Origin of the sequence: Roseibium sediminis, from assembly GCF_008711325.1 — a bacterium.
In the GTDB taxonomy this organism is placed as follows: domain Bacteria; phylum Pseudomonadota; class Alphaproteobacteria; order Rhizobiales; family Stappiaceae; genus Roseibium; species Roseibium sediminis.
On sequence record NZ_VXDB01000004.1, the window covers coordinates 219,996 to 244,186 of the forward strand.

The window sequence follows — 24,191 nt, forward strand, 5'->3', positions numbered from 1 at the left end:
TGAAATGCTGTCGAAAATCTCACGCCGCACCCTTGTGGCAACTGTTACCGCACTGGGTCTGACTGCTGGTCTCGCAGTTCCGGCTTTTGCTGCCGAAAAGATCAAATTGCGCATGGCAACGTCCGGTTCCGAAACGGATCAGCGGTCTGTCGCGCTGGCTGAAGTCTTCGCTCCGATGGTTGCCGACTTCGCAACCTATGAGCCGAGCTACAACGGCACCATCTTTGCGCAGGGCACAGAGCTGGACGCGATCTCTCGCGGCAATCTGGAAATGTCCATCACCTCTGCACAGGAACTGGCACAGTTCTTCCCGGAGTTCTCCATCTTCACTGCTGGCTATGTTCATCAGGATGCAGCCCATCAGGTCGCGGTCTTCAACGATCCGCTGATGGATGCGTTCAAGGCAAAGGCTGAAGACGAACTCGGCGTCAAGCTGCTGTCCGTGATGTATCTTGGCCGCCGTCAGGTAAACCTTCGCCAGTCGAAGGACGAGCTGACCGTCAAGACCCCGGCTGATCTCGCCGGTGTGAACCTTCGCATGCCGGGCACCGATGCATGGCAGTTCCTCGGCAAGGCACTCGGCGCAGCCCCGACCCCGATGGCATTTGCCGAAGTCTACACGGCTCTGTCCACCGGCGCTGTTGATGGTCAGGACAACCCGCTTCCGACGGTGGTCGATGCCAAGTTCTACGAAGTCACCAAACAGATCGTTCTGACGTCGCATCTTGTCGACCTGAACTACATCGCGATCTCCAAGTCGCTGTGGGACGGTCTTGCTGCAGACCAGCAGGCAAAGCTGCAGGCTGCTGCCGATGCTGCTGCTGAGTCCGGCCGCCAGAAGCAGCTTGAGAAGGAAGCCAGCCTGGTCGCATTCCTCGAAGAGCAGGGGCTTGCCGTTTATGAGCCGGATCTTGCCGCGTTCCGCAACCAGGTACAGGGCATGTATCTGGAAAGCGAATTTGCAGCCAGCTGGCCGCAAGGCGTTCTGGAAAAGATCAACGCTCTGGGTAGCAAGTAAGAGCGGCTCATCGCTACGGGAGGAATGCGATGCAAAAGGCTCTCAAGCTATTCACCCGTAGTGCAGAATTCATCGCCGCCGCAATGTTGGCGGCGATGTTCCTGACCTTTCTGGTTCAGATATTCTCGCGCTACGTCCTGCAAACCCCATTCGGCTGGACGCTTGAGCTTTGTCTCATTCTCTGGGTCTGGATCGTCTTTTTTGGCTGCGCCTTCGTGGTGAAGGAGAAGGATCATGTCACCTTTGACATCTTCTACCTTGCTGCGCCAACGCGCATCCGCAAGGTCCTCGCGCTGATCTCGGCCGCCGCAATTGTTCTTGGCATGGTTTGGGCCTTTTTGCCCACATGGGACTACATCGACTGGATGAAGATCCGGAAGACCACCACGGTTCCCGATCCCTTCACCGGCCAAAAGATACCCATGCGGACGATCTTTTCGATCTACGCCGTTTTCATGCTGGCTGTGATCGTTCGCTACTCCTGGCGCTTTGTCGAGGTCTTGCGAAAAGGGCCTCCGGATGACGATCACGCCATACCCGGCCATGAGCCGGAGCCGCCGCATCTCAGACACGGGGAGGACGTGGTATGAGTATTGAACTCGCCCTTTGCCTGATCACCCTGTTCGGACTTGCCGGTATCGGCACGCCCATCGGGTATTCCATTATCCTGGCATCAGTCGTCTATCTCGGTGCGGCAGGTCTTGATGTTGCCCTTGCAGGCGAGAAGATCCTGCAGGGCCTCTACAACAGCTTCGTGCTTCTGGCCGTGCCGCTGTTCATCGTTGCCGCCAACATCATGAATGCAGGCACGATTTCCGATCGGCTGCTGAATTTCTGCGTGGCCCTTGTCGGTCGCTTCCGTGGCGGGCTGGGGCACGTGAACGTCGTCGCATCTCTGATCTTCTCGGGGATGTCCGGCTCGGCGGTGGCTGATGCCGCGGGCCTTGGCAAGATCATCATCGGCATGATGACAAAGGACGGTCGCTACAGCTCTGGATATGCAGCCGCCATTACGGCTGCGACGGCAACCATCGGTCCGATCATTCCGCCGTCCATTCCCATGGTTCTCTATGCGCTTGTTTCGAACAGCTCCATCGGGGCCTTGTTTCTCGCGGGCATTTTGCCGGGTCTGGTCATGGGAGCGGTGTTGATGGGGATGAACACCTATCTGTCCACGAAGCGCGGCTTTGCCATGGAAGAGCCGGTTCCGCTCAAGGAACTGCCGAAGATCACATCCAATGCCTTTCCGGCCTTGCTGATGCCGGTCATCCTGCTCTACGGCATTTATGGCGGTGTCACGACACCAACTGAAGCCGCTGCGGTTGCTGCCTTCTATGCGTTGATCCTTGCTGCGGTGTTCTATCGTGCGCTGTCGTTCCGCTCGCTCTATGACATTCTCGTCGAAAGCGCGCGCTCGTCGGCTGCGGTCGGTGTTGTCATCGGTGGGGCCTTGATCCTGAACTTTGTCGTCATCTCGGAGAACATTCCGGGCATGATGTCGGCCTATCTGACCGGGATTGACGTTCATCCGATTGTCTTCCTTCTGGCCGTAAACGTTCTGATCCTGCTGTTGGGCTGCGTTCTGGATGCAACGACCATCATTCTGGTGATCGTTCCGTTGTTCATCCCGACCTGCAAGGCGCTCGGGATCGATCTGGTGCACTTCGGCGTCCTTGTCGTGGTGAATTCCATGATTGGGCTGATCACGCCGCCCTATGGCATCCTTCTCTTTGTGATCAATGCCGTAACCGGCATTCCGTTGAAGGAAATCATTGCGGAAATCTGGGCGTTTCTGGGTGTTCTGGTCGCAGCGCTTCTGCTGCTGATCCTGGCGCCGGATCTCGTTCTCTGGCTTCCGCGTCTGCTGGGGTATCAGGGATGATGCGCCTTTCGGTCGCCACCACATCAGTACCTGGTGACCTCTCGGAAAAACTGGCCGCGATCAGCGCGGCCGGTTTCACCGGGATCGAACTCTACGAGCCGGACCTGACCGGCTTTGCGGGCTCGCCCGACGAAATCCGCAAGCAGGTTGAGGATCTGGGCCTTCGCATCGAGGTCTTTCATCCGTTCCATGATTTTGAAGGGCTTGATGGGGAAAGCCGGTTCAGCGCCTTTGAGCGCCTTGAACTCAAACTCGACCTTTTGAACCAGCTGGGCGCCAAAACGCTTCTGGTCGGGTCAACGGCGCATCCGCAAGCAAGTCCCAACGAGGAAGATCATCTCCGCGACCTGACAGAACTTGCTGATCGGGCTTCGGCGCGCGGCATCAAAATCGCCTATATCGCGCTGCCTTGGGGCCGGTTTGTTCAGACCGATGCCGGTGCTCTGGCCATGGTTCAGAAGGTCGACAGGGCCAATTTCGGGCTTGCCCTGAACAGTTTCTTCTCGCTCGCCGACGGGTCCATGCCCTCGCATTTGCGGGATATTCCAGGTGACAAGCTGTTTCATGTTCAGTTGTCAGACGCACCGGCCTTTGATGTTGATGTGCGCAAGCTGAAACGGGAATTCGGAATGCTGCCGGGGCAGGGTGGCTTGAAGCTCGGTGGTTTCGTCCGCGTTCTGGCAAAGGCCGGGTATCAGGGCCCCTGGTCGATTGCCCGTGTCAGCACCACGTCACTTGCCGGAAGCGAAAGCTTTACCCGCGATGCCTATCGCTCTCTGGTCAATCTTCTGGATGATGTGGCCAGAACGGAGCCTGCTCTGGAGGCTCCGATTCCGGACCTGCCGCCGCGCGTGCATGCAACCGGCATCGAATTCGTCGAGTTTGCCACCAACGAGGCAACCGGTGCGCAGCTGAAAACCATGCTCAACCGCATGTGCTTTCGCATGGAACGGCGTCATATTTCCAAGAATGTAGAGCTGTGGCGTCAGGGCGCGGTGAATATTGTCGTCAACATGGAAACCGAAGGGTTTTCGGCGGAAACCTTCCGCGAACACGGACCCTCGGTCTGCGACATGGGACTGCGGGTGGCAGATGCAGCAAAGACGGTTGCGCGGGCAAAGGCTCTCGGGGCTCCGGTGTTTTCGCAGCCCGTTGGAACCGGCGAGCTGGACATTCCGGCGATCAAGGGGGTGGGCGGAAATGTAGTCCATTTCATTGACGAGAAGTCCGACCTCCACCGGGTCTGGGACATTGAGTTTGATGCTGTTCCCAATGCCGAAGCAACCCAGCCTGCAGGCTTGCGCCGGATCGATCACGTCGCCCAGACCATGCGCTATCAGGAGATGCAGAGCTGGCTGACTTACTACACATCGACATTTGAGATGGACAAAAGCCCGATTGTCGATGTGCCGGACCCGCTGGGCATCGTGCTCAGTCAGGCTATCTCCAGTCCTGAAGGCGAGGTGCGGCTGAACCTGAATGGGGCGGGGCCGCGGCGGACATTTGCCGGAGCCTTTCTGGCGGACCGGTTCGGGGCAGGTGTGCAGCACATAGCCTTCCTGACCGATGATATCTTTGAAACCTCGTCCCAACTGCAAAAGGCAGGCTTTGAGCGCCTGCAGATGCCGGAGAACTACTACGCTGATCTCAAGGCACGATTTGGCCTTGCTGACGATGTGATCGATCAGCTCCAAGCCGGGCATATCCTCTACGACAGGGACCGCACGAGCGAGTATTTCCAGATCTACAGCGTGCCGATCTTCGACGGGTTCTTCTTTGAAATCGTCGAACGGAGGCGCAGCTATCAGGGGTATGGCGCACGCAACGCGCCCATCCGTCTTGCAGCGCAAATGCGCTATCAGAAAAACAAGGCCAAATGACATGACTGACAATCCGGATGCGCAAGCCGTCCGCAAATGGTGGCGTACCTCGATCATCGACATGGCACCGGGGAAGATCGCTTTCCGCGGCACACCGATACAGGATCTCATCGGCAATGTTGGTCTGGGTCAGATGATCTGGCTGATGGTTGCAGGCGGAAACCCTACGCCGCAGCAGGCTGCGCTGCTGGAATGCGCATTGGTGGCTGGTGTCGACCATGGTCCGCAAGCCCCGTCCATCGCCGCTGCCCGCATGGCAGCGACCTGCGGCATCGGTCTCAACAATGTCATGGCAACCGGGCTGAACATGCTTGGAGATATCCATGGCGGGGCGGGCGAACAATGTGCCGAGCTTTATTATGATATTGCCGAGCGGATTGATGCCGGTGCCAACATGGAAACCGCCGTCAGCGAGGGGCTCGCCGCCTGGCGTGAAACTTACGGCAAGATCGTCTCCGGTTTCGGTCACCGGTTCCACAAGCCGGTCGACCCGCGCGCGCCGCGCCTGATGCAGCTCGTTCGCGAAGCGGCAGAACAGGGAACGGTATCAGGCCGCTTTGCCGATATTGGCGAGGCCGTGCAGGCAGCTATCGGCAGTGAGCGAAAGGTCCCGATAGCAATGAATATCGACGGGGCAACGGCAGTGATCTTCTGCGAGCTGGGATTCCCGGCGCCGCTGTCGCGGGGACTGTTCTGCCTGTCGCGCTCCATCGGAATTCTGGCCCATGGCTGGGAACAAACGCAGCAGGGTGGCCGCAACAAGGGGCCCATGCCACCTGCCTATCTGCCCATGTATGAGCCGTCCTGAGGCTTCATTCACGAATATATCGCGCCCTGCTTTTTATGCGCAGTCACAAGGGCTTCCGTTTGGGAGCCCTTGTCTTTTTTCAGCGGTGGAAGCTGCACTGCCACCCTCCGTCAAAATTCGAACTCGAATAGTTGATAGAATAAAAAATATCTGATATTTTGAAAAATATAATTTACAACTTGGGCCGCAGGTCCAATTGGGAGTGAACCGCCATGTCGGGCTGGCAAGCGATCGCGTCGACTGAACCGCTCTATTCTCTGGCGCATTTGACCCTGATCGGGGCAACTGCGCCGGAACTGGTCTATATCGCCGCCCGCGCTGGCTACGATGCTGTCAGCCCTCGTCTGATCAAGATGAACGTCCCCGGCGAGTTTCCCGAAGACCCGATTGATCAGGCACAGATACAGGCCACGAAAACTGCGCTGGCCAGCACAGGCCTGAAGGTTCTCGACATCGAGCTTGCGCGCGTGACTGAAGACTGCGACCCGCGCAACTTCGAGCGCGCTCTGGAACTCGGCGGAGAGCTTGGCGCAAGCCGGATGATCATGAGCGCCTGGACCAAGGCACGGGATGACCGGAACTTTATCGTCGATGTCTATGCTGAAACCTGTGATCTGGCAGCGCCCTATGGTCTGACCGTTGATCTTGAATTCCCGAGTTTTTCGCGCCTGAGAACGCTGGATGAGGCGCTGGATATCGTCCGGGCGGCTGATCGGCCCAACTCCGGCATTCTGGTGGACACGCTTTATCTCCACCTCAGCCGCGTGGATCTCGGCGAGTTGCTGCATGTACCGCCGAACCTTCTGCACTTCCTCCATATTTCCGACTGTCTTCCAGGTATCGCCGACACGCGCGAAGGCATGATTCAGCTGGCCCGCGATGCGCGCCTTTATCCCGGTGAGGGCTGGATCGACTTTGCCGGCATCATCGAGCGCATTCCGCCGGTCGATTACTCCATCGAACTTCCGAACCAGAGCCGCGTGGCCGAACTCGGCTACGAGGAACACGCCAGACGTTGCCTGACCCACGCGAAGAAAACCTTCGGGCAGGCCCGATCCAAACGCCGCACCCTTGAACAGGTTGCCGCCTGATCTTCAAATGAAAGAGGGACCCCATGGGGAAAGAACTGACTGACGACGAACGTCAACTCGTCGACGATATGCTGGTACGCGCGAGAGCGGCCATGGCTGAGATCGAGGACTGGAGCCAGGAGAACCTCAATCGGCTCAGTCAGGCGATTGCATGGTATTCCGGTAACGAAAAGACATTCACCCGGCTGGCGCAGCAGGGTGTGGATGAAAGCGGCATTGGTGACCGGGACGGGCGCCCGGCAAAACGTTTCAAGATCCACATGGTGCTGCGTGATGTGCTTCGCACGCCGTCGACCGGCATTGTCGAAGTGGATGAGGCGAAGGGCCTTGTAAAATACGCAAAGCCGGCTGGTGTCATTGCCTCGTTGATCCCGATGACCAACCCGGCCATGACCCCACCTGTGACCGGTGTGTCCTCCGCCAATGCACGAAACGCCGTCATCTTTTCCCCGCATCCGCGCACGGCGCTGACAACCTACGAGATGGTGGAAGTCATGCGGGCCGCCTGCCGGGCCGTCGGCGCTCCGGAAGATCTGTTCCAGTCGATCCGCAAGCCGTCCATCCCGATGACCAACTATCTGATGTCGCGGGCAGATCTGACGCTGGCAACCGGTGGCAAGCCGATGGTAAAGGCCGCCTACAGTTCGGGTCGTCCGGCTTATGGCGTTGGCGCTGGAAACTCTTCCATCGTCATCGATGAAACCGCTGACATCGAGATTGCAGCCCAGAATACCCGGGTTTCCAAGACCTCCGATTTTGGCTCGGGCTGCTCTGCTGACGGCAACATCATCATCCAGAAGTCCATCTATGACCGCATGGTCAAGGCTCTGGAAGCCGAAGGCGGATATCTCTGCAGCTCGGAAGAAAAGGTCCTTCTGGAAAAGGCCATGTGGGACGAGAAGGGCAACCGGACATTCCCGACCATTGCCTGCCGCCCGCAACAGACAGCCGAAGTTGCCGGGTTCTCCATTCCCGACGACCGCAAGTTCCTGATGGTTGAAAATCAGGGCCAGATTGGTCCGGAGCACAAATTCTCAAAGGAAAAGCTGACCACCTTGATGGCGCTTTATCACTTCGAGACATTTGATGACGCGCTGGAAACCGTTCGCCAGATTTATGAAGTCGGCGGCAAGGGGCACTCCTGCGGCATCTACAGCCACAGCGACGAGAACATCGACCGTCTGGCTCGCCTTGCGCCCGTCAGCCGCATGATGGTTCGCCAGCCGCAATCCAAGGCCAATGCCGGTGCATGGACAAACGGCATGCCGATGACCTCATCGCTCGGCTGTGGCATCTGGGGCGGCAACATCACCAATGAAAACGTCACCATCAAGCACATGATGAACTACACGTGGGTGAGCCGACCGATCCCGGAAGATCGCCCGTCCGAAGAAGAGCTGTTTGGAGAGTTCTTTGGCAGGGAGGTTGCGTGATGCTGGACAAGACATCGACCGAACGGACTGTCGCCGAGCATATTGTCAGCTTTCTGGAGCGCCGCGGCGTGGAGCATGTCTTCGGCCTCTGCGGCCACACCAACATCGCCGTTCTGGCAGCGCTCGCCGAAAGCCCGATTGATTTCGTCACCGTTCGCCACGAACAGATCGCCAGCCACGCTGCCGATGCCTATGCCCGGGTGAAGGGCAAGGCATCCGTGGTTCTGTCGCACCTGTCTCCGGGCCTGACCAACTGCGCGACAGGCGTTGCCAATGCGGCATTGGACTGTATCCCGATGGTCGTTATCGCCGGGGATATTCCGACCCACTATTACGGCAAGCATCCGCATCAGGAGGTGAACCTCCATGCCGATGCGGCGCAGTGGGAGATCTATCGTCCTTTCGTGAAGCGCGCCTGGCGTGTCGACCGTGCTGACCTGATGGCGGAAATCCTTGAAAAGGCGTTCCATCTGGCCGAAAGCGGCCAGCCGGGACCGGTGCTTGTCAATGTGCCGATGGACATCTTCTCGCAAGTGATTTCGTCAGAGAGCTTTGACCGCATCCTCGACAACACCCGCACCTTGGTGAAGCCGTCTCTCGACGATGAAACCGCCCGCAAGATCGTGACAGCGCTGGCCAAGGCCAAGGACCCGGTTGCCTATGTCGGCGGCGGTATTCTTCTGGCCAAGGCATCCGAGGAATTGCGTGAATTTGTCGATCATATGGGACTGCCGGTTGCCCATAGCCTGATGGGGAAGGGGGCTCTTTCCGACGCCCATCCGCTTGTGCTCGGCATGACGGGGTTCTGGGGCACCGAACTGGTCAATCAGAGCTGTCTTAATGCGGACTACATTTTCGCAATCGGCACCCGTTTCAAGGAAGCCGACTGCTCCAGCTGGTATCCGGGCTACACGTTCAACATCCCCGGCTCCAAGGTGATCCATATCGATATCGAGCCTTCGGAAATCGGGCGCAATTACCCGACCGAAATCGGCGTGGTCGCTGATGCGAAATCCGCGCTCAAGGTTCTGACGCGGGTGGCGAAGGAGATGTACCCGAACGGCTTCCAGCGTCCGGATCTGGTGAAGAAGATTTCTGACTTCCGGGCAAGGTTCAAGGCAGGAAATCAGGAGATGGCAACATCTTCCGCTTTCCCGATGATGCCGGAGCGCATTCTTGCAGATGCCAGAAAGGCGCTGCCAGAGAACGCAATCATCACGACCGATGTGGGCTGGAACAAGAACGGCGTCGGCCAGCAATTCGACATCCTCACGCCAGGCTCGATCCTGACACCGGGCGGCTTTGCGACCATGGGATTTGGCCCTCCGGGCGCCATTGGCGCCAAGCTGGCTGCGCCAGACCGTGTTGTCATCAGCCTTGTGGGCGATGGCGGGTTTGGTCAAAACCCGTCCATGCTGGCAACGGCAGTCGAGTTGAACCTCGGGATTGTCTGGCTGGTGATGAACAACAACGCGTTTGGGACCATCGCCGGCCTTCAAAAGGCGCATCATGGCCTGACCTATGGAACGACGTTTCCGGGTACGGCTGCCGAGCCGACGAACGGTCCGAGCTATGCTGACATCGCAAAGGCGTATGGGGCCGTCGGCATTCGCATCAAGAGCGCCGAAGACCTTCTGCCAGCGCTGCAAGCCGCAATCGCCAGCGGCAAGCCGACGGTTCTGGATGTTCCGATGATCAACAACCCGACACCAACCACGGGCCACTGGAACATTCTGGATATCTATTCTCCGGACAAGGACGTTTCGCACGTCGCGACCTGATAGGCTTCTGCTGTGAGAAAAGAAAATGCCCGGCGCAGTCACTGCACCGGGTATTTTTGTTGGCTCTTTTGCTGCGTCACCATAGGGAGGGCAGGAACAACGAAAGCGCCGGGATGTAGGTCACCATCATCAACAGCACGAGCATTCCTGCAAAGAAGGGCAGGATGGCGATACTCAGGCGTTCGATGGAAACGCCGGATATGCCGCTTGCCACAAACAGGTTGACGCCGAGGGGCGGGGTGCAGAAGCCGATGGCCAGATTGACCGTCAGGATCACCCCGAAGACAATCGGATCAACGCCAATGGCAGCTGCTACGGGCAGCAGGATCGGCGTCATGATGATGATCGAGGATATCGTCTCCATGAACATGCCGATGATGAGAAGCAGCAGATTGATCAAAAGCAGGATCAGGATCGGATTATCCGACAGGTGCGTCAGCCAGTTAGCCAAATCTGCGGGGATCTGAGCCAGGGTGACAAGACGCCCGAAGGCCGTTGCCATGATCACCAGAATGAGGATGGTTCCGCTTGTCAGTGCGCTTTGGGCCAGAATGCCCGGCAGGTCGCGCAGCCCTATGTCGCCATAGACGAACAGGCCGACCACGGCAGCATAAAGAACGGCGACGGCTCCAGCCTCGGTCGGTGTGAAGATGCCGCTATAAATCCCGCCAAGTATGATGATCGGAACCAGAAGCGCCCAGAAGGACTTGCGGAAGGTCTCGGCCATCGAGGCAGACGAGAACTCCTTGGTGGCCTCTATCACGGCGGTTTCCTTGCGCAGCAGGAACCGGCCAATGGCCATATACATGACCGCAAACATAAGGCCGGGAATGACACCTGCAAGGAACAGCTTGCCGATAGAGACTTCCGCCGTCACGCCATAAATGATGAAGGGAATGCTGGGCGGGATCATGACGCCAATCATTCCCGATGAGGCTGTCAGCGCCCCGCTGAAGCGCCGGGAATAGCCGACTTTTTCCATTTCCGGAATGAGGTTCGAGCCGATGGCGGCGACAGTTGCCGGAGACGATCCGGAGATCGCGGCAAAAAACACGCAAGCCAGTACATTCACATAGGCAAGGCCGCCACGGATGTGTCCGATCAGCGCATTGGCAAAGGCAACGAGGCGCCGCGACATGCCGCCATGCTGCATGAGATCACCCGCCAAAACGAACAGCGGGACGGCAATCAACGGAAAGGAATCCGCCCCGGTCACCACAGAGCGCGCGAGAAGCACGAGCGGCGGTGTGCCGTCAACGAAGACCATGACGATCATGGTGGCCAGCCCGAGGCATATCCCGATCGGAACACTGACAAGAAGCAAGACCAGCAGAGCGATGAAAAGGACTGTTGCAATCATTTTCCATCTCCTGACTGGTGAGTTGGGGCGCGAAAGCGAGCGAGGGTCTTGAGGAAATGCTGGACAATCCGGATGCTCGACAACGTGCCGCCGACCGGAGCAGAGGCATAGAGAATGGGGATCGGCAGACCGAGCACCACAGACTTCTGCTTGGCTACGAACGGCATCTGCATGAGCTGGACGCATTCCTTGATCATGATGGCAAGGAATGCCAGAACCAGAATGTCGACGATCATGTCGAGAACCAGCTGGGCACGGTCGCCAAGAAGGTCACGCAGCACGGTGATGCGGATATGTTCACGCTTGTGAAAGCCGTAGCTGACAGCAATCCAGATGAACCAGACAAAGGTCCAAAGCGTCAGTTCCTCGCCCCAGGACAGGGACGCATTCAGCACGTAACGCATGATCACGTTGAAACTGATCAGAAGTACGATGAAGGCCAGTAGCAAGGCGGCCAGTGTCCGCTCAAGATTGGCATCTATCCATTTTATCGCAGCCATTATTCCCCCCGAAGCCATATGAAAATGGCCGTAACAAACTGTCCGGCCATTTCCTGTCTGGTGTGTGTTTGACGGCGCCTTATTTGCCGGAGGCGTCGGCGACTGCAGCCAACCAGGCGTCAAAGACGTCCGCCCCAACTTCATCGCGATAGGCAGCACGCACCGAAGCGGTCTGGTCAGAGAACACCTGACGCTGGTCGGCGGTCAGATCGACCACATTCACGCCGGACTCGCGGATTTTCTGCAGCTGTCCGGCCTCTTCGGAATTGACCAGGTCCTGCTGATAGGCTTCTGCCTTCTGCATGGAGTCTTTCAGAAGCGCCTGATGCTCTGCAGAGAGGCCGGAATAGAAGGCTTCGCTGATCACCGGGATGTAGACGGTAAAGACATGGCCGGTGAGGGAGACGTGCTTCTGGACTTCATAGAAGCGCTGGCTGTCGATTAGGGCAACCGGGTTTTCCTGTCCGTCAATGACGCCCTGCTGAAGCGCGGAATAGACTTCGCCAAAGTTCATCGGGGTAGGGTTCGCGCCAAGGGCCTCGAAGGTCGCAACGTGTGCCGGAACCTTCATGGTCCGAAGCTTGATGCCGTTCAGGTCTTCCGGCTTTTCAATCGGACGGACGTTGTTGGTGACATGGCGCAGGCCATTTTCAAGCCAGCCGAGGCCGACGAGACCCTGTTCGTTGAGGCGGGAAAGCATCTTGTCGCCAGCTTCTCCATTGAGAACCTTCAGGGCGATATCCTTGCTCGCATACATGTAGGGCAGCTCGATTACGGCGAATGCCGGGTCCCAGCCTGCAAAGAATGAGGACGGCGAAACGGCCATTTCCAGAACGCCGGTCTGAACGCCCTCGATCATCTCGCGGTCGGGGCCTAACTGCGAAGATGGGAAGATCTGGATATCGATCTCGCCATTTGATCCGGCTTCAACCAGTTCCTCGAACTTAAGCAGGGCACGGTGCATGTGATACTGCTCGTTTGCGCCATGCCCGACACGGATGACCGTTTCTGCGGACGCTGCGGTTCCAAGGCCGATAGCCAATGCCACGCCAACTGCGCAGCCGAATTTCTTCAACATGAATTCCTCCCATGGATGATCGATCAACGCCTCAGCGCAATCTGACATCTGGTATATCAGATCTAAAATATAACGCAAGCGATTTTGGGAATGCGCGATCCGAAGTGGCGTTCCGCCGGGGAGGGGGGTGCTCAACGAGAGGGAGAGAGGTGCCTGTTCAGGCGATGAAACAACGTCTTGGCGGCGAAAGCCCAAGGGGCGAGGTACTGCAGAAAAGTGATGCAAGGGCAGGAGCTTGAGGCAGTTGCCGGGGAGTGCTGCCAAATGCCTGGCAGCCTGAATCCGCAGAAGGTGGTCTTCTGCTCCGGGCAAAAGACGACTCACTGACGAGGACAGATGTCTTGTCAGGGTGTTGGCGATTTCAGAACAGGAAGAGATGCCGTGTGCGGAGTCCGCAGGGCTTACTGCTCAAATTTCGGCAGCAGTGCAAGGGAGTCGACATAGGTCTTGCGGGTGCGGTCGATGTGAGTTTTCAGGAGATCCGCGACCTTGGCAAAATCGTTCTGAAGCGCTGCGTCGGCCATCTGGTGATGTTCGTCAAACGACAGCGACGTGTGTTGCGGCAATCCGGACAGATGAGTCCTGAGGGCTGCAATCTTTCCTGAGTACCGTTCGTAGCTGGCCTGAAGATAGCTGTTGTCGCAGTGCCTGAAAATCAACATGTGGAAGTCGGAATCCAGGGACAGGTATTTGCGGCTGTCCTTCTTTTCCTGCGCCTTCGTCATGTCGCGCACGATCTGGGCCATGTCCTTGGCCAACAAGGCCGCGTTGCGTTCAAGGGCCAGCTTGAACGCAGCCGTTTCGATCACCTGCCGGAAATCGCAGATCTGATTCACTTCCTCAATGGTGAGGGTGAAAACCTGCGCGCCTTTCTGCGGCTCGATCAGGACCAGACCTTCCTCGCGCAACTGAGCGAGAGCTTCGCGAACCGGTGACTTCGAAACACCCAGTTCCTCGGAGATTTTCCGCTCCGACAAGGGTTGGCCCATCTTGAACGTCCCGTGGATGATTTGCTCACGGATATGCTCAAGCGCGAGTTCTCTCAGGGACTTTGGGCGAACGAGTGTCATCGGTGCTCTCATTTTCTATTGCAGCTGGAGATTATCTGGTATATCAGATCAATCAAGCTGGAATATCAGATGTCAGTATAGTTTCCACTATCAATTGATCGGGCAGGGCGTGTTCCGATGACGGGATCGCTATGGCCAGATTGGGAGGGATCATGATTTTGATGGTTGAGAATTACGCGTTGCAACGGGCAAACGGACCGGTGCTTTGCGTTTCTGCGCCTGTTGTCGGTGCGTGCCATGAGTGACGTGAACGGGTTCAGGGCCGATCGCCCGAAAGTGGTCATTACCGACTTTGACTACGGCGACATCGATATCGAGACGGAAATCCTTGAGCGTGTCGGGGCGCAGGTGATCGGCCTTCAGGCAAAGACCGAAGAGGACCTTCGTCTCGCTGCTGTCGACTGCGCGGCGATGATGAATCAGTATGCCCGCATCGGAGCCGCGACGATTGCCGCCATGACCCGGTGCGAGGTGATTGCGCGTTACGGCGTCGGCGTTGATATCGTCGACGTTGGTGCTGCGACCGACCGCGGAATTCTGGTCACCAACGTTCGTGACTATTGCACCGAGGAAGTGGCCGATCACGCGATTTCCCTGTGGCTGACGCTTGCGCGGAAGCTTCATGACTATGACCGCGCGACCCATCAGGGCATTTGGAAATGGCAGAGCGGCCAACCGATCTATCGGCTCCGTGATCGCACGATGGGGATCGTCTCCTTTGGCAAGATCGGCCAGGCGATTGCCGACCGCGCCAGAGCCTTTGGTGTGCGTTTGATCGCGTACGATCCTTTTCTTCCTTCCGCCGTCGCCGCAACCCATGGGGTGGAGCTTGTCTCGAAGGCCGGCCTTCTGGCCCGGTCCGACCACATCCTGATGCAGGCGCCGATGACGCCGGAAACACGGCATTTCCTCTCCGATGACGAGTTTGCCGCCATGAGGCCGGGCGCCATTCTGGTCAACACCGGGCGCGGACCGACCGTCGACAATGCTGCGCTCTATCGCGCGCTCACGGACGGGCATCTGGCCGCCGCCGGACTGGACGATCCAGAGGAAGAACCGGCAAAGCGGGCAAACTGGAGCCCTGCCGACAATCCGATCTTCAGCCTGCCGAACGTCCTCGTGACCCCTCATGCGGCCTACTACTCCGAGGAGTCCATCCGGGCTGCGCGTGTCATCGCCGCAACGCAGGTGGCCAAGGTTTTGACAGGTCAGGCACCGGACTACCCGGTAAATGACCGCGAGCTTCTCTCCAAATCCAATCAGGGAAATGAAAAGAATGTTGCAAGTGTATAACGACTTCGAGCGTCGTCCGGACCTTCTGGAAAAGTTCGACACCCTCATCAAATGCTACTCGTCGACAGCGGTCATCGCCGACGTTCAATATCGAACGGGCGTGATGGACAGCGGCATCAAGCCGGCATTCCGCGCCAAGGTGACCGGTCAGGCAATCACCGTACAGCTTTCCAAGGGTGACCTTGTCGATCCCCTGAAGGCGCTGGAAATGGGGCATCCGGGAGACGTGATCGTGGTGGATGCGGGCGGTGATCCGAACACATCTGTTTGCGGTGGTCTGATGGGTGGTCTTGCCAAGAACCGCGGCATCCGGGGCATGATCATTGACGGTGCGGGCCGCGACACGGACGAACTGGAAGATATCAACTGGCCGATCTGGACCCGCGCAATCACTCCGCGCGGAACACACACCATGTTCTCCGGTCGCAAGGAAGAACTGTCCATCAACGTGCCGATTGCCTGTGGCGGTGTCGTAGTCAGGCCGGGCGATTTTATCGTGGCCGATCTGATGGGCGTAACCGTCGTTCCACTGGAAAAGGCGGAAGAGGTCATCAAGCTCGCGCAAGAGCAGGCTGACAGGGAAGAACTCACCCGCAAGGCGGTTGCGCAGGGCAAGACGGTAGAGGACCTGCTGAATGAATTCGGCCGTATCTGAGGCTGCACTCATTGGCCTGGATTGGGGGACGTCCTCTTTCCGGGCCTACCTGATCGGGAAAGATGGCCAGGTTCGCGAACAGAAAAGCGCAGCGCAAGGGATCATGGCGATCAAGGACCGCGACTTCGAGGGCGCGTTCCGAAGTCTCCTTTCATCCTGGTCCGGCCATTTTTCCCTCCCGGTCATCGCATCGGGCATGATTACCAGCCGGAACGGCTGGGTCGAAACGCCATACGTTCCGGTTCCAGCCGGTAAGGATGCGCTCGCATCCCGGCTGGTTCCTTATCGCGTCGACAGTGGATTGGAGATCCATTTCGTTCCGGGGCTCAATGCCAGCCACGATGCAGCGCCTGATGTCATGCGCGGTGAAGAGGTACAAGTTGTTGGCGCCTCGGCTGAAGCAAAAGGCGAGGGTCATGTGGTCCTTCCCGGCACCCACAGCAAATGGGTGAAGGTCGAAGCTGGCCGGATCGTTGACTTTCACACCTTCATGACCGGGGAAGTGTTTGCGGCACTGAAAACCCACACCATCTTGGGAACCCTGATGACCGGCGGTTCGTTCAGCTGCGAAGGGTTCGAACAGGGTGTCCGGTCGGGCCTTTGCGGCGATGGTGATCTTTTACACCGCCTGTTCCATGTCCGAACCCTGCCGCTCTTCGACCGATTGCCCCGCACAGCCGCAGCCGATTACCTGTCCGGGATTCTGATCGGTTCAGAAATTCGCTCCGGCCTTGCCAGTCATAAGAACGGGGACGCCGTTACGCTGATCGGTCGCGGAGACCTGACAGACAGATACGCCTGTGCCCTGACAGTCGCCGGAATGAAAAGCCGGATTGCATCTGAGACAGTTGTCGCAAGTGGGCTCTTTGAAATCGCCAAATCAGCAGGATTGACATCATGAGCCTTTGGGATGCCGCCCTTTCAGACAATCCGATGATCGCGATCCTGCGCGGTATCAGACCGGAACAGGCAACAGACGTTGCCGATGTTCTGGTGGATGCCGGGTTTCGGATCATCGAAGTGCCGCTCAATTCGCCGGATGCCTTCGCATCCATCCGTTTGATCGCGCAAAGGCACGGGCAGTCGGTTGTGGTCGGTGCCGGCACTGTCACAACGGCAGGTGATGTGGACAAGGTGGCGGAGGCGGGCGGTACGATCATCGTGGCGCCCAACATGGATCCGCAAGTCGGCGCGCAGGCCCGGCTTCGCGGGATGAAATGGTGTCCGGGAGTTGCCACGCCCACGGAGGCCTTTGCCGCTCTCGCATCGGGGGCAGCAGTCCTGAAATTCTTTCCTGCAGAGCTGATCTCTCCGAAAGCCATCGCGGCTGTCCGCGCCGTGCTTCCCCGGGACACGGTCGTTGCAGCTGTCGGCGGAATTACACCGGACACGATGGCGGAGTACCACTCCGCCGGGGTGAACAGTTTTGGTTTGGGATCTGCGCTTTTTAAGCCGGGAATTGCCCTTGACGAGATTCGGGATCGCGCAGAGGCTTTCGTGCGCGCCTACAGAAGTCTGGCCGAGGGGAGAAATCGCAAACCATGACCAGGACGGCTCTCGTAACCGGCGGAACCAGAGGAATTGGGGCAGGGGTCGCCGAAGTCCTGAAGTCTGCAGGCTGGCGCGTGATTGCAGCCAGCGCCTCGCAGGAGGAAATCGCCGAATTCACGACAGCCACCGGTATTGAGGCCTGCTATCTCGACGTGACAGACAAGAAGAGTGTCGACAGCGTTTTTGGCGGGCTGGAACAACTGGATGCATTGATCAACTGCGCGGGCATTCTTCAGCGCGAGCGGGAATACGATATCGAGGTGTTCCAGCGGGTCATCGATGTGAACCTGACGGGCACGATGCGAACATGTCTCGCGGCTCATCCGTTGCTCGCCAAATCAGGCGGCTCCATCGTCAACACCGCGTCCATGCTGAGCTTTTTCGGCGGGCCTTTGGTTCCGGCCTATTCTGCTTCCAAGGGCGGTGTCGCCCAGCTGACCAAGGCGCTTGCTGGAAAATGGGCTGTCGACGGCATCCGGGTCAATGCCATCGCACCGGGATGGATTGCCACCAACATGACCGATGCGCTGCGGGACGATCCAAAACGGAACGAACCGATCCTCGGGCGCACTCCGATGAAACGGTGGGGGCAACCGGACGAGATTGGCGAGCTTGTCGCCTGGTTGGTTTCCGACAAGGCGAGCTTCGTGACAGGGGCAATCTATCCAGTTGACGGCGGTTATTCCGCAATGTGAGGAGACGAGGGAATGCAAGACGCAAAGGATGAACGGCTGATCCCTTATCAGCTGCCCTTTCCCAAAGATGCGCAGCAGGAGATTGTTGTTCCCGATGCCATTCCAACCGACGAACGGATCTGGGTCCCGCAGGCGGAGAATGTCTCTTTTCGTCCACTGTGCCTGAACCGCTCCCAGGGCTACTGGATGAACCTCTTGCGGGTTCGAAAGTCCGGTGTCCTGTCGCGACATCGGCATTCGCAGCCGGTCCACGGCTGGGTGCTCAAGGGGCGATGGTACTATCTTGAACATGACTGGGTGGCCGAGCCCGGTGGTTATGTCTACGAGCCGCCCGGTGAAACCCACACGCTTGTCGTGCCGGACGATGTTGAGGAAATGATCACCTATTTTCAGGTGAACGGCGTCATGTGCTACGTCGACCCCTATGGCAACGTGCAGGGCTACGAAGACGTCTTCACGAAGATCGACATGTGCCGGAAACACTATGAGGACGTGGGGCTTGGTGCTGATTTTGTCGATCAGTTCATTCGCTGACACTGGTCACTGCCACCAAGCTTTGAGCTGGCCCGGCATCGTCCGGGCCTGAGTATTTGCGGGATTGCACGATGGATGCCCCAAGGGCATAGTCCCGCATCGGATCAGACATTTTGTGCAGGCCTCAATTTTCGAGAGCCTGCTGCATCCGTTCAATTCAGGGCCGGGTTCTCCGGCTCTTTCCTTCGATCATGACTATCAGAGATGAGCGCGACATGAGTGACGCCCCGACATCCCGACTTGAGGGTCTCCACAAGATGACACCGGCCGAACGTCTGCAGGCGGTCGCACGCCAGACGAACCTCGGCAATGAAGCGGTGTCTGATCTCGTTTCCGCAGCAGAAGGGCGTATTGAGCTGGCCGACCGGTTGGTGGAAAACGCGATTTCGGTGATGTCTATCCCTGTCGGGATTGCCACCAACATGATCGTGGATGGTCGGGACGTTCTGGTGCCGATGGCAACGGAGGAATCCTCCGTGATTGCAGCTGTTTGCAACGCTGCCAAACGCTGCCGGGGAACTGGCGGTTTTGTCACGTCGAGCAGCGGCCCGGTCATGGCCGCTCAGGTCCAGCTGCTGGGAGGCGGCGATCCGAACAACGTACGTCTCAAGGTCTATGAGCGCATCAATGAAATCCGTGCGATCTGTGACGAGGTCGACCCACTCCTGGTCAAGGTCGGCGGTGGGTTCCGCGATGTGGATGTGCGGGTGGTCGATACCGCCGAAGGTCCCATGACCATCGTCCATATCATCGTGGACACCAGAGATGCGATGGGGGCCAATGCGGTCAACAGCATGGCGGAAGCGCTTGCTCCGAAGCTCAGTGAGTGGACCGGCGCGCGCAGTCTTCTGCGTATTCTGACGAACCTTGCGGATCGCCGTGTCGTCCGAGCCCGTGCGGTCTGGCCGCTGGAGGAAATCGGCGGCCAGGAGGTGCGCGACAACATGTTGTCAGCCTATCACTTTGCCGACGCCGATCCGTATCGGGCCGCAACCCACAACAAGGGCATCATGAACGGTGTCAGCGCGGTGGTTCTGGCAACGGGGAATGACACGCGGGCCATTGAAGCCGGGGCGCATGCCTTTGCGTCCCGGGATGGCCGCTATCGCTCGATGTCGCGCTGGGAGCGCGATCCTGCCGGAAATCTCGTTGGCTCACTTGAGATGCCGATGGCGGTTGGGCTCGTTGGCGGAGCAACGAAGGTGCATCCGACCGCAAGAGCAAATCTGGCCGTGCTTGGTGTTTCAAGTGCAGATGAGCTCGCCCGTATCATTGTCTCGATTGGGTTGGCGCAGAATTTTGCTGCCATGCGCGCCCTGGCGACAACCGGTATCCAGAAAGGGCACATGGCGCTGCATGCGCAGAATGTGGCGCTGGTGGTCGGGGCTGTCGGCGATGAGGTGGACAAGGTGGCAAGCGAGCTCAAGGCGCTTGGAAAGGTGCGACAGGATCTTGCCGAGGAAATTCTGGCGCGAATTCGCGCCGATAACAGCTGAGAGGGTAAGTCTATCCGTTTCAGTGGTTTACCGGCGGTGCAGATCGTGCCGAAGAAAGAAAATACCTCGACGAACAAACCGAATTGTAGATTCTATCGCCAATAGTGTGCGAATAGACAAGGCATGTTCAAGAACGCCAAACCGATCCAAAAAGACAAGCTGCACGATCAGGTCTACGACCGACTTTGCATGTTGCTGAGAGAAGGCGAGTTCACGCCGGGCCAAGCCGTGCCTGTTGCTCATGTGGCCGAGGCTTTTGGCGTGAGCGCCATGCCCGTCCGCGAGGCACTGACACGTCTTTTGGCCATCGGCGTTGTCGCCAATGTTTCGGGAAGATCAGTCGGGGTTCCGGCGCTTGGATATCCGGAGCTCACGGATCTGAGGAATGTGCGGCTTGAGGTTGAGACCCTTGCGGCGCGTTGGGCCGTCGAGAACCGGGATACGGCATTCATTGGCGACCTTGAAGCTTTGCTGGACCAGCTCGAAACGACAGAACGTTCGGGTGATGTGCGTGGCTATATCAAGGCCAACTACGAGTTTCACCTGAGGCTCTACCAGCAGTCCCGTTCGCCGGTGCTGATCGACATCATCAATACCCTGTGGCTCCGCGTCAGTCCGCATCTCTACCAGCTGGAGAGGGAAGACCAGTACAAGGTCTCCAACGAGCACCATCGCAAGATCGTCGAGGCGATCCGCAAAGGAGATGCTGAGCAAGCATCCGCCTCGCTGCGGCAGGATATCTCCGATGCCTATGATGTGCTGGTGCGGGTGCTGTTCTCCACCGAAACCTGAACCGATATGGTTTCCCGCGGAGGCTGGTTTCAGTCGGATAGCTGAACATCTGCCCGGCATCTGCTCGGGCATCGGGAAACTGCAAGGCATTCGCACAAATCACAAGGCGGATTGTCAATGAGTCAGCTCACGTTCCTCTCCTAATTAATTGAAAAAGAGAAGGAAATATCACTCGCTTCTATAGCTATTGATTTTTGATCAAAAATCAAACATCAATATTGTGAGGCGGCTGACCGGATGGGTCCCATCGGATTATCCAGTTGGCTGCGGAAACGGGAGGACGAAGTGAAATTTTCAAGACTTGCAACGGCGATGGTGGCCGGTTCACTGGCATTTGGGGCTACAGCTGCTTACGCTGAGACACTCGATGTGCATATGAACATTCCCAAGGACCTGACATTCCTCGCGGACAGCGCGAAGCTGATGGACGAGACGCTCAGAAAAATGAGCGGAGGGGATGTTGGCCTGAAGCTCTATGGGTCGGGGGAGCTCGTTCCGGCGGGTGAAATTCTCGAGAACGTGAGCTCGGGCGCCATTCCCGCAGGCTGGAGTTTCCTTGGACAGTGGGGCGGAAAGGTTCCGGTTGCCCAGATTGGCGCGACCCCGTTCGGTGCCGGACCCGAAGCGCTGGCCGCATGGCTGCATGTCGGCGGTGGCCTGGAGATCGTCCAGAAAGGGTTCGATCCGCTAAACGTGAAAGTCCTTGCCTGTCACGTCACCAACCCTGAACCGGGCGGTTGGTTCAACAAGGAAATCAACTCCATCGAGGACTTCAACGGCCTCAAGATGCGCATGGCTGGTGTCGGCGCGCGGGTTTTGAACGAGTTCGGTGCCTCTGCCCAGTATCTGCCGGCGAGCGAGATCTACCTTGCGCTGGAGCGTGGCCGTATCGATGCGACCGAGTTCTCGCTGCCGATCATCGACAAGGACCTCGGCTTCAATCAGATCGCCAAATACTACTACTATCCGGGCTGGCACCAGCCTGGCAGCGTCGACGTGTTGATGATCAACATGGATGTCTGGAAAGGCATGAGCGGCGAAGTGCAGGCCATGTACGAGGCCGCGTGTCAGGTCAGCCTTGCCTGGACCCTGCAATATGCGCCGTCCGCCCAGACGCCTCAGATCGAGGAATTCGAAGCTGGTGGAACAATCGTCAAGCGGTTCCCGGACGAGGTTCTCGCAGAACTGCGTGCTGCGACCGAGCGGGTTCTGAATTCCGAAGCCGAAAAGGATCCGCTCTACGGCGCTGCCTATAACTCGATGAAGGCCTTTGTGGCTTCATCGGGGCGTTGGACGTCTCTCCAGACCATTCCGTCCGAATAACCGGTCGGGGCTCGAAACATGGACACGCAACAAAGTGTTCCTGATCGCGCCAATGGCTTCATCCACACGGTCCTTCACTGGATCGTGTGGATAGGTCAGGCGGCGGCATGGCTCATCATGCCGATCCTGTTGTTGGTCCTTGCAAGCGTCGTGCTTTCAGCGGCCAAGATCGGAACGATCGCCCGCTGGGATACGGATATTTTCCTCTTCGGGTCCAAGCTGACCCTTGCCAGTCTTGGCGACCTTCAGTGGCACCTGTTTGGCATCATGCTGATGTTGACGATGGCCGGGGCCCTTGTCAGCGACTCTCACGTGCGAGTCGACTTCCTGCGCCAGCATATGAGCGAAAGAACAAAGGACATCGTGGACCTGATTGGCCACCTCGTTTTTCTTCTTCCCCTGTGCGCCATCGTGGTCCTTCACAGCACCGACTTCGCGTTTCGCTCCTTCTCGATAGGAGAGGGGTCGGATTATGACGGAATGTATGACCGGTTCGTCCTGAAGGCCTTCATGCCGATCGGCTTTGGCCTGCTCTTCCTTGCTGGAACCGGCTTGAGCATCCTCAAACTTCGGGCTCTCTTTTCACGGAAAGGCCGGACGGATGATTGAACACATCATACCCCTGGCAATGGTTCTTTGCCTGCTTGGTGCAATCTTCAGCGGCTATCCGGTCACCTTCGTTCTCGGCGGTATCGGCATCATCTTCGCCATTATCGGGGGCTTGCCCTTTGCCTTCCTGAAGATCGGTGTTTCGCGCATTTATGCCGGCGTGATCGAAAACTGGCTGCTTCTGGCGGTTCCGCTTTTTGTTTTCATGGGATCGATGCTGGACAAGTCAGGGCTGGCGCAGAATCTGCTCTATTCCCTAGAGCGTGCACTTGGCCGCAAGCGCGGCGGTCTTGCGATCTCCGTCGCGGTACTCGGGATCATCATGGCGGCCAGCACCGGCATTGTCGGCGCCTCGGTTGTCATGTTGAGCACGCTGGCCCTGCCGATCATGCTGCGCGAGAAGTACCGGCCCGAACTGGCCGTTGGCACCATTGCGGCCTCCGGAACGCTCGGCATTCTCATTCCGCCGTCCATCATGCTGGTGCTGGTGGGAGACATCCTGCAGATCTCGGTCGGAGAACTGTTCCTTGGCGCGATCATTCCCGGTCTTCTGCTGGGCGGTCTCTATATCGCCTATATCATCTTTGTCGCTCTAACCAAGCCACATCACACCCCTGTGTCGACCAGCCAGTCAAGCGAGGGATCGCTGTTTCTGGCGTTGATGAAGGATCTGGTTGCACCTTTGCTTTTGATCCTGACAGTTCTCGGGTCAATCGCCACAGGCACCGCTACCCCAACCGAAGCGGCAGGCCTTGGTGCGATCTGTGCAATGATCCTTGCAGCGCTCAACGGCAAGCTTTCGCGGAAGACCTTGTCCGACTGCGTCCGGGAGACGGGGAGCACATCGGCGATGATCCTCGGTGTTCTGATCGGCGCGACCATCTTCGGCATGGTTTTCAAGGGGCTCAAGGGCGACCGGATGATCGAGAATGCCATCCTGCATTTTGATCTTGGCGCCTATGGCACACTCGGTATCCTGCTTCTCCTTATCTTCGTCATGGGGTTCTTTCTGGAATGGGTCGAGATCAGCTTCATTGTGCTGCCTCTCTTCGCTCCGATCGTAGCTGCGCTCGATTTCGGGCTCGGGCTCTCTCAGCAGCAACAGCTGCTCTGGTTCGCCATGCTGGTGGCGGTCAATCTGCAAACAAGCTTCCTCACGCCGCCCTTTGGGTACTCCCTGTTCTACATCAAGGGTGTTGCGCCGCCGGAAATCACCATCCGCACCATCTATCGTGGCATCATCCCGTTTGTCGGTCTTCAGCTTGCAGGACTTCTCATGCTGGTTATCTGGCCCGGTCTGGTCCTGTGGGTGCCGAATGCAGTCTTTGGAAATTAGGTGAAA

24 protein-coding genes are annotated in these 24,191 nt (G+C 58.0%); 19 read left to right on the forward strand and 5 right to left on the reverse strand.

Annotated features, from left to right (window positions below):
• Positions 1 to 4: 4 nt before the first annotated feature.
• From dctP to F0155_RS05960, 8 genes are all read left to right on the forward strand, one after another.
• Positions 5 to 1,018 carry a TRAP transporter substrate-binding protein DctP gene (dctP, locus tag F0155_RS05925; RefSeq protein WP_150523565.1) on the forward strand — a complete coding sequence of 338 codons (1,014 nt, stop codon included), beginning with the start codon at positions 5 to 7 and terminating at the stop codon, positions 1,016 to 1,018.
• Positions 1,019 to 1,047: 29 nt separating this feature from the next.
• Positions 1,048 to 1,608: a TRAP transporter small permease gene (locus F0155_RS05930; RefSeq protein ID WP_150523566.1), complete on the forward strand. Its 561-nt coding sequence runs from the start codon at positions 1,048 to 1,050 to the stop codon at positions 1,606 to 1,608.
• Positions 1,605 to 2,900 (forward strand): TRAP transporter large permease, encoded by a 1,296-nt coding sequence (locus F0155_RS05935; RefSeq protein ID WP_150523567.1) that lies wholly within the window; start codon positions 1,605 to 1,607, stop codon positions 2,898 to 2,900. Before F0155_RS05930 ends, F0155_RS05935 begins: the two co-directional genes overlap by 4 nt.
• The gene (locus F0155_RS05940; protein WP_244303464.1) at positions 2,897 to 4,780 is read left to right on the forward strand and encodes a bifunctional sugar phosphate isomerase/epimerase/4-hydroxyphenylpyruvate dioxygenase family protein; all 1,884 of its coding nucleotides are present in this window, start codon (positions 2,897 to 2,899) and stop codon (positions 4,778 to 4,780) included. The genes F0155_RS05935 and F0155_RS05940 overlap by 4 nt, the downstream gene beginning before the upstream one ends.
• 1 nt (position 4,781) lies before the next feature.
• Positions 4,782 to 5,588 (forward strand): citryl-CoA lyase, encoded by an 807-nt coding sequence (locus F0155_RS05945; protein ID WP_150523568.1) that lies wholly within the window; start codon positions 4,782 to 4,784, stop codon positions 5,586 to 5,588.
• Between the two features lie 212 nt (positions 5,589 to 5,800).
• A complete protein-coding gene (locus tag F0155_RS05950) occupies positions 5,801 to 6,679 on the forward strand; it encodes a sugar phosphate isomerase/epimerase family protein (RefSeq protein WP_150523569.1) in 879 nt (292 codons plus the stop codon).
• Positions 6,680 to 6,702: 23 nt separating this feature from the next.
• Positions 6,703 to 8,112, forward strand: coding sequence for an aldehyde dehydrogenase family protein (locus F0155_RS05955; protein ID WP_150523570.1), 1,410 nt, complete (start codon positions 6,703 to 6,705; stop codon positions 8,110 to 8,112).
• Entirely contained in the window at positions 8,112 to 9,893 is a 1,782-nt protein-coding gene (locus tag F0155_RS05960) for a thiamine pyrophosphate-binding protein (RefSeq protein WP_150523571.1), read from the forward strand. Before F0155_RS05955 ends, F0155_RS05960 begins: the two co-directional genes overlap by 1 nt.
• A 76-nt stretch (positions 9,894 to 9,969) precedes the next feature.
• On the opposite strand, the gene F0155_RS05965 is transcribed toward F0155_RS05960, so the two are convergent.
• From F0155_RS05965 to F0155_RS05980, 4 genes are all read right to left on the reverse strand, one after another.
• A complete protein-coding gene (locus tag F0155_RS05965) occupies positions 9,970 to 11,253 on the reverse strand; it encodes a TRAP transporter large permease (RefSeq protein WP_150523572.1) in 1,284 nt (427 codons plus the stop codon).
• Positions 11,250 to 11,753, reverse strand: a complete 504-nt coding sequence (locus F0155_RS05970; protein ID WP_150523573.1) for a TRAP transporter small permease — start codon at positions 11,751 to 11,753, stop codon at positions 11,250 to 11,252. Before F0155_RS05970 ends, F0155_RS05965 begins: the two co-directional genes overlap by 4 nt.
• A gap of 79 nt (positions 11,754 to 11,832) precedes the next feature.
• Entirely contained in the window at positions 11,833 to 12,831 is a 999-nt protein-coding gene (locus F0155_RS05975) for a TRAP transporter substrate-binding protein (protein ID WP_150523574.1), read from the reverse strand.
• 401 nt (positions 12,832 to 13,232) lie between these two features.
• The gene (locus F0155_RS05980) at positions 13,233 to 13,901 is read right to left on the reverse strand and encodes a GntR family transcriptional regulator (protein ID WP_150523575.1); all 669 of its coding nucleotides are present in this window, start codon (positions 13,899 to 13,901) and stop codon (positions 13,233 to 13,235) included.
• Positions 13,902 to 14,138: 237 nt separating this feature from the next.
• Between F0155_RS05980 and F0155_RS05985 the strand changes: the two genes are divergently transcribed.
• Genes F0155_RS05985 through F0155_RS06010 form a run of 6 tightly spaced genes read left to right on the forward strand, consistent with a single transcriptional unit; the run spans position 14,139 to position 18,629 of the window.
• Complete coding sequence (locus tag F0155_RS05985; RefSeq protein ID WP_150523576.1) at positions 14,139 to 15,194, forward strand: C-terminal binding protein; 1,056 nt, start codon at positions 14,139 to 14,141, stop codon at positions 15,192 to 15,194.
• Complete coding sequence (locus F0155_RS05990) at positions 15,178 to 15,849, forward strand: RraA family protein (RefSeq protein WP_192913763.1); 672 nt, start codon at positions 15,178 to 15,180, stop codon at positions 15,847 to 15,849. Before F0155_RS05985 ends, F0155_RS05990 begins: the two co-directional genes overlap by 17 nt.
• Positions 15,830 to 16,750 carry a 2-dehydro-3-deoxygalactonokinase gene (locus F0155_RS05995; protein ID WP_150523578.1) on the forward strand — a complete coding sequence of 307 codons (921 nt, stop codon included), beginning with the start codon at positions 15,830 to 15,832 and terminating at the stop codon, positions 16,748 to 16,750. Before F0155_RS05990 ends, F0155_RS05995 begins: the two co-directional genes overlap by 20 nt.
• Positions 16,747 to 17,394 (forward strand): 2-dehydro-3-deoxy-6-phosphogalactonate aldolase, encoded by a 648-nt coding sequence (locus F0155_RS06000; protein ID WP_150523579.1) that lies wholly within the window; start codon positions 16,747 to 16,749, stop codon positions 17,392 to 17,394. Before F0155_RS05995 ends, F0155_RS06000 begins: the two co-directional genes overlap by 4 nt.
• Positions 17,391 to 18,095 (forward strand): SDR family NAD(P)-dependent oxidoreductase, encoded by a 705-nt coding sequence (locus F0155_RS06005; protein ID WP_150523580.1) that lies wholly within the window; start codon positions 17,391 to 17,393, stop codon positions 18,093 to 18,095. The genes F0155_RS06000 and F0155_RS06005 overlap by 4 nt, the downstream gene beginning before the upstream one ends.
• Before the next feature lie 12 nt (positions 18,096 to 18,107).
• Positions 18,108 to 18,629: a 2,4'-dihydroxyacetophenone dioxygenase family protein gene (locus tag F0155_RS06010; RefSeq protein WP_150523581.1), complete on the forward strand. Its 522-nt coding sequence runs from the start codon at positions 18,108 to 18,110 to the stop codon at positions 18,627 to 18,629.
• Here the strand turns inward: F0155_RS06010 and F0155_RS24020 are convergent.
• Positions 18,619 to 18,741: a hypothetical protein gene (locus F0155_RS24020; RefSeq protein ID WP_280176994.1), complete on the reverse strand. Its 123-nt coding sequence runs from the start codon at positions 18,739 to 18,741 to the stop codon at positions 18,619 to 18,621. The two genes, F0155_RS06010 and F0155_RS24020, sit on opposite strands and share 11 nt — an antisense overlap.
• A gap of 103 nt (positions 18,742 to 18,844) precedes the next feature.
• Between F0155_RS24020 and F0155_RS06015 the strand changes: the two genes are divergently transcribed.
• The 5 genes from F0155_RS06015 (at position 18,845) to F0155_RS06035 (ending at position 24,185) form a co-directional block, all read left to right on the forward strand.
• A complete protein-coding gene (locus F0155_RS06015; protein ID WP_150523582.1) occupies positions 18,845 to 20,125 on the forward strand; it encodes a hydroxymethylglutaryl-CoA reductase, degradative in 1,281 nt (426 codons plus the stop codon).
• A gap of 123 nt (positions 20,126 to 20,248) precedes the next feature.
• Positions 20,249 to 20,917 (forward strand): GntR family transcriptional regulator, encoded by a 669-nt coding sequence (locus tag F0155_RS06020; RefSeq protein WP_150523583.1) that lies wholly within the window; start codon positions 20,249 to 20,251, stop codon positions 20,915 to 20,917.
• Between the two features lie 285 nt (positions 20,918 to 21,202).
• Positions 21,203 to 22,240 (forward strand): TRAP transporter substrate-binding protein, encoded by a 1,038-nt coding sequence (locus tag F0155_RS06025; protein ID WP_150523584.1) that lies wholly within the window; start codon positions 21,203 to 21,205, stop codon positions 22,238 to 22,240.
• An 18-nt stretch (positions 22,241 to 22,258) separates the two neighbouring features.
• Entirely contained in the window at positions 22,259 to 22,849 is a 591-nt protein-coding gene (locus F0155_RS06030; RefSeq protein ID WP_150523585.1) for a TRAP transporter small permease subunit, read from the forward strand.
• Positions 22,842 to 24,185, forward strand: coding sequence for a TRAP transporter large permease (locus F0155_RS06035; protein WP_150523586.1), 1,344 nt, complete (start codon positions 22,842 to 22,844; stop codon positions 24,183 to 24,185). The genes F0155_RS06030 and F0155_RS06035 overlap by 8 nt, the downstream gene beginning before the upstream one ends.
• The last annotated feature ends 6 nt before the right edge of the window (positions 24,186 to 24,191 follow it).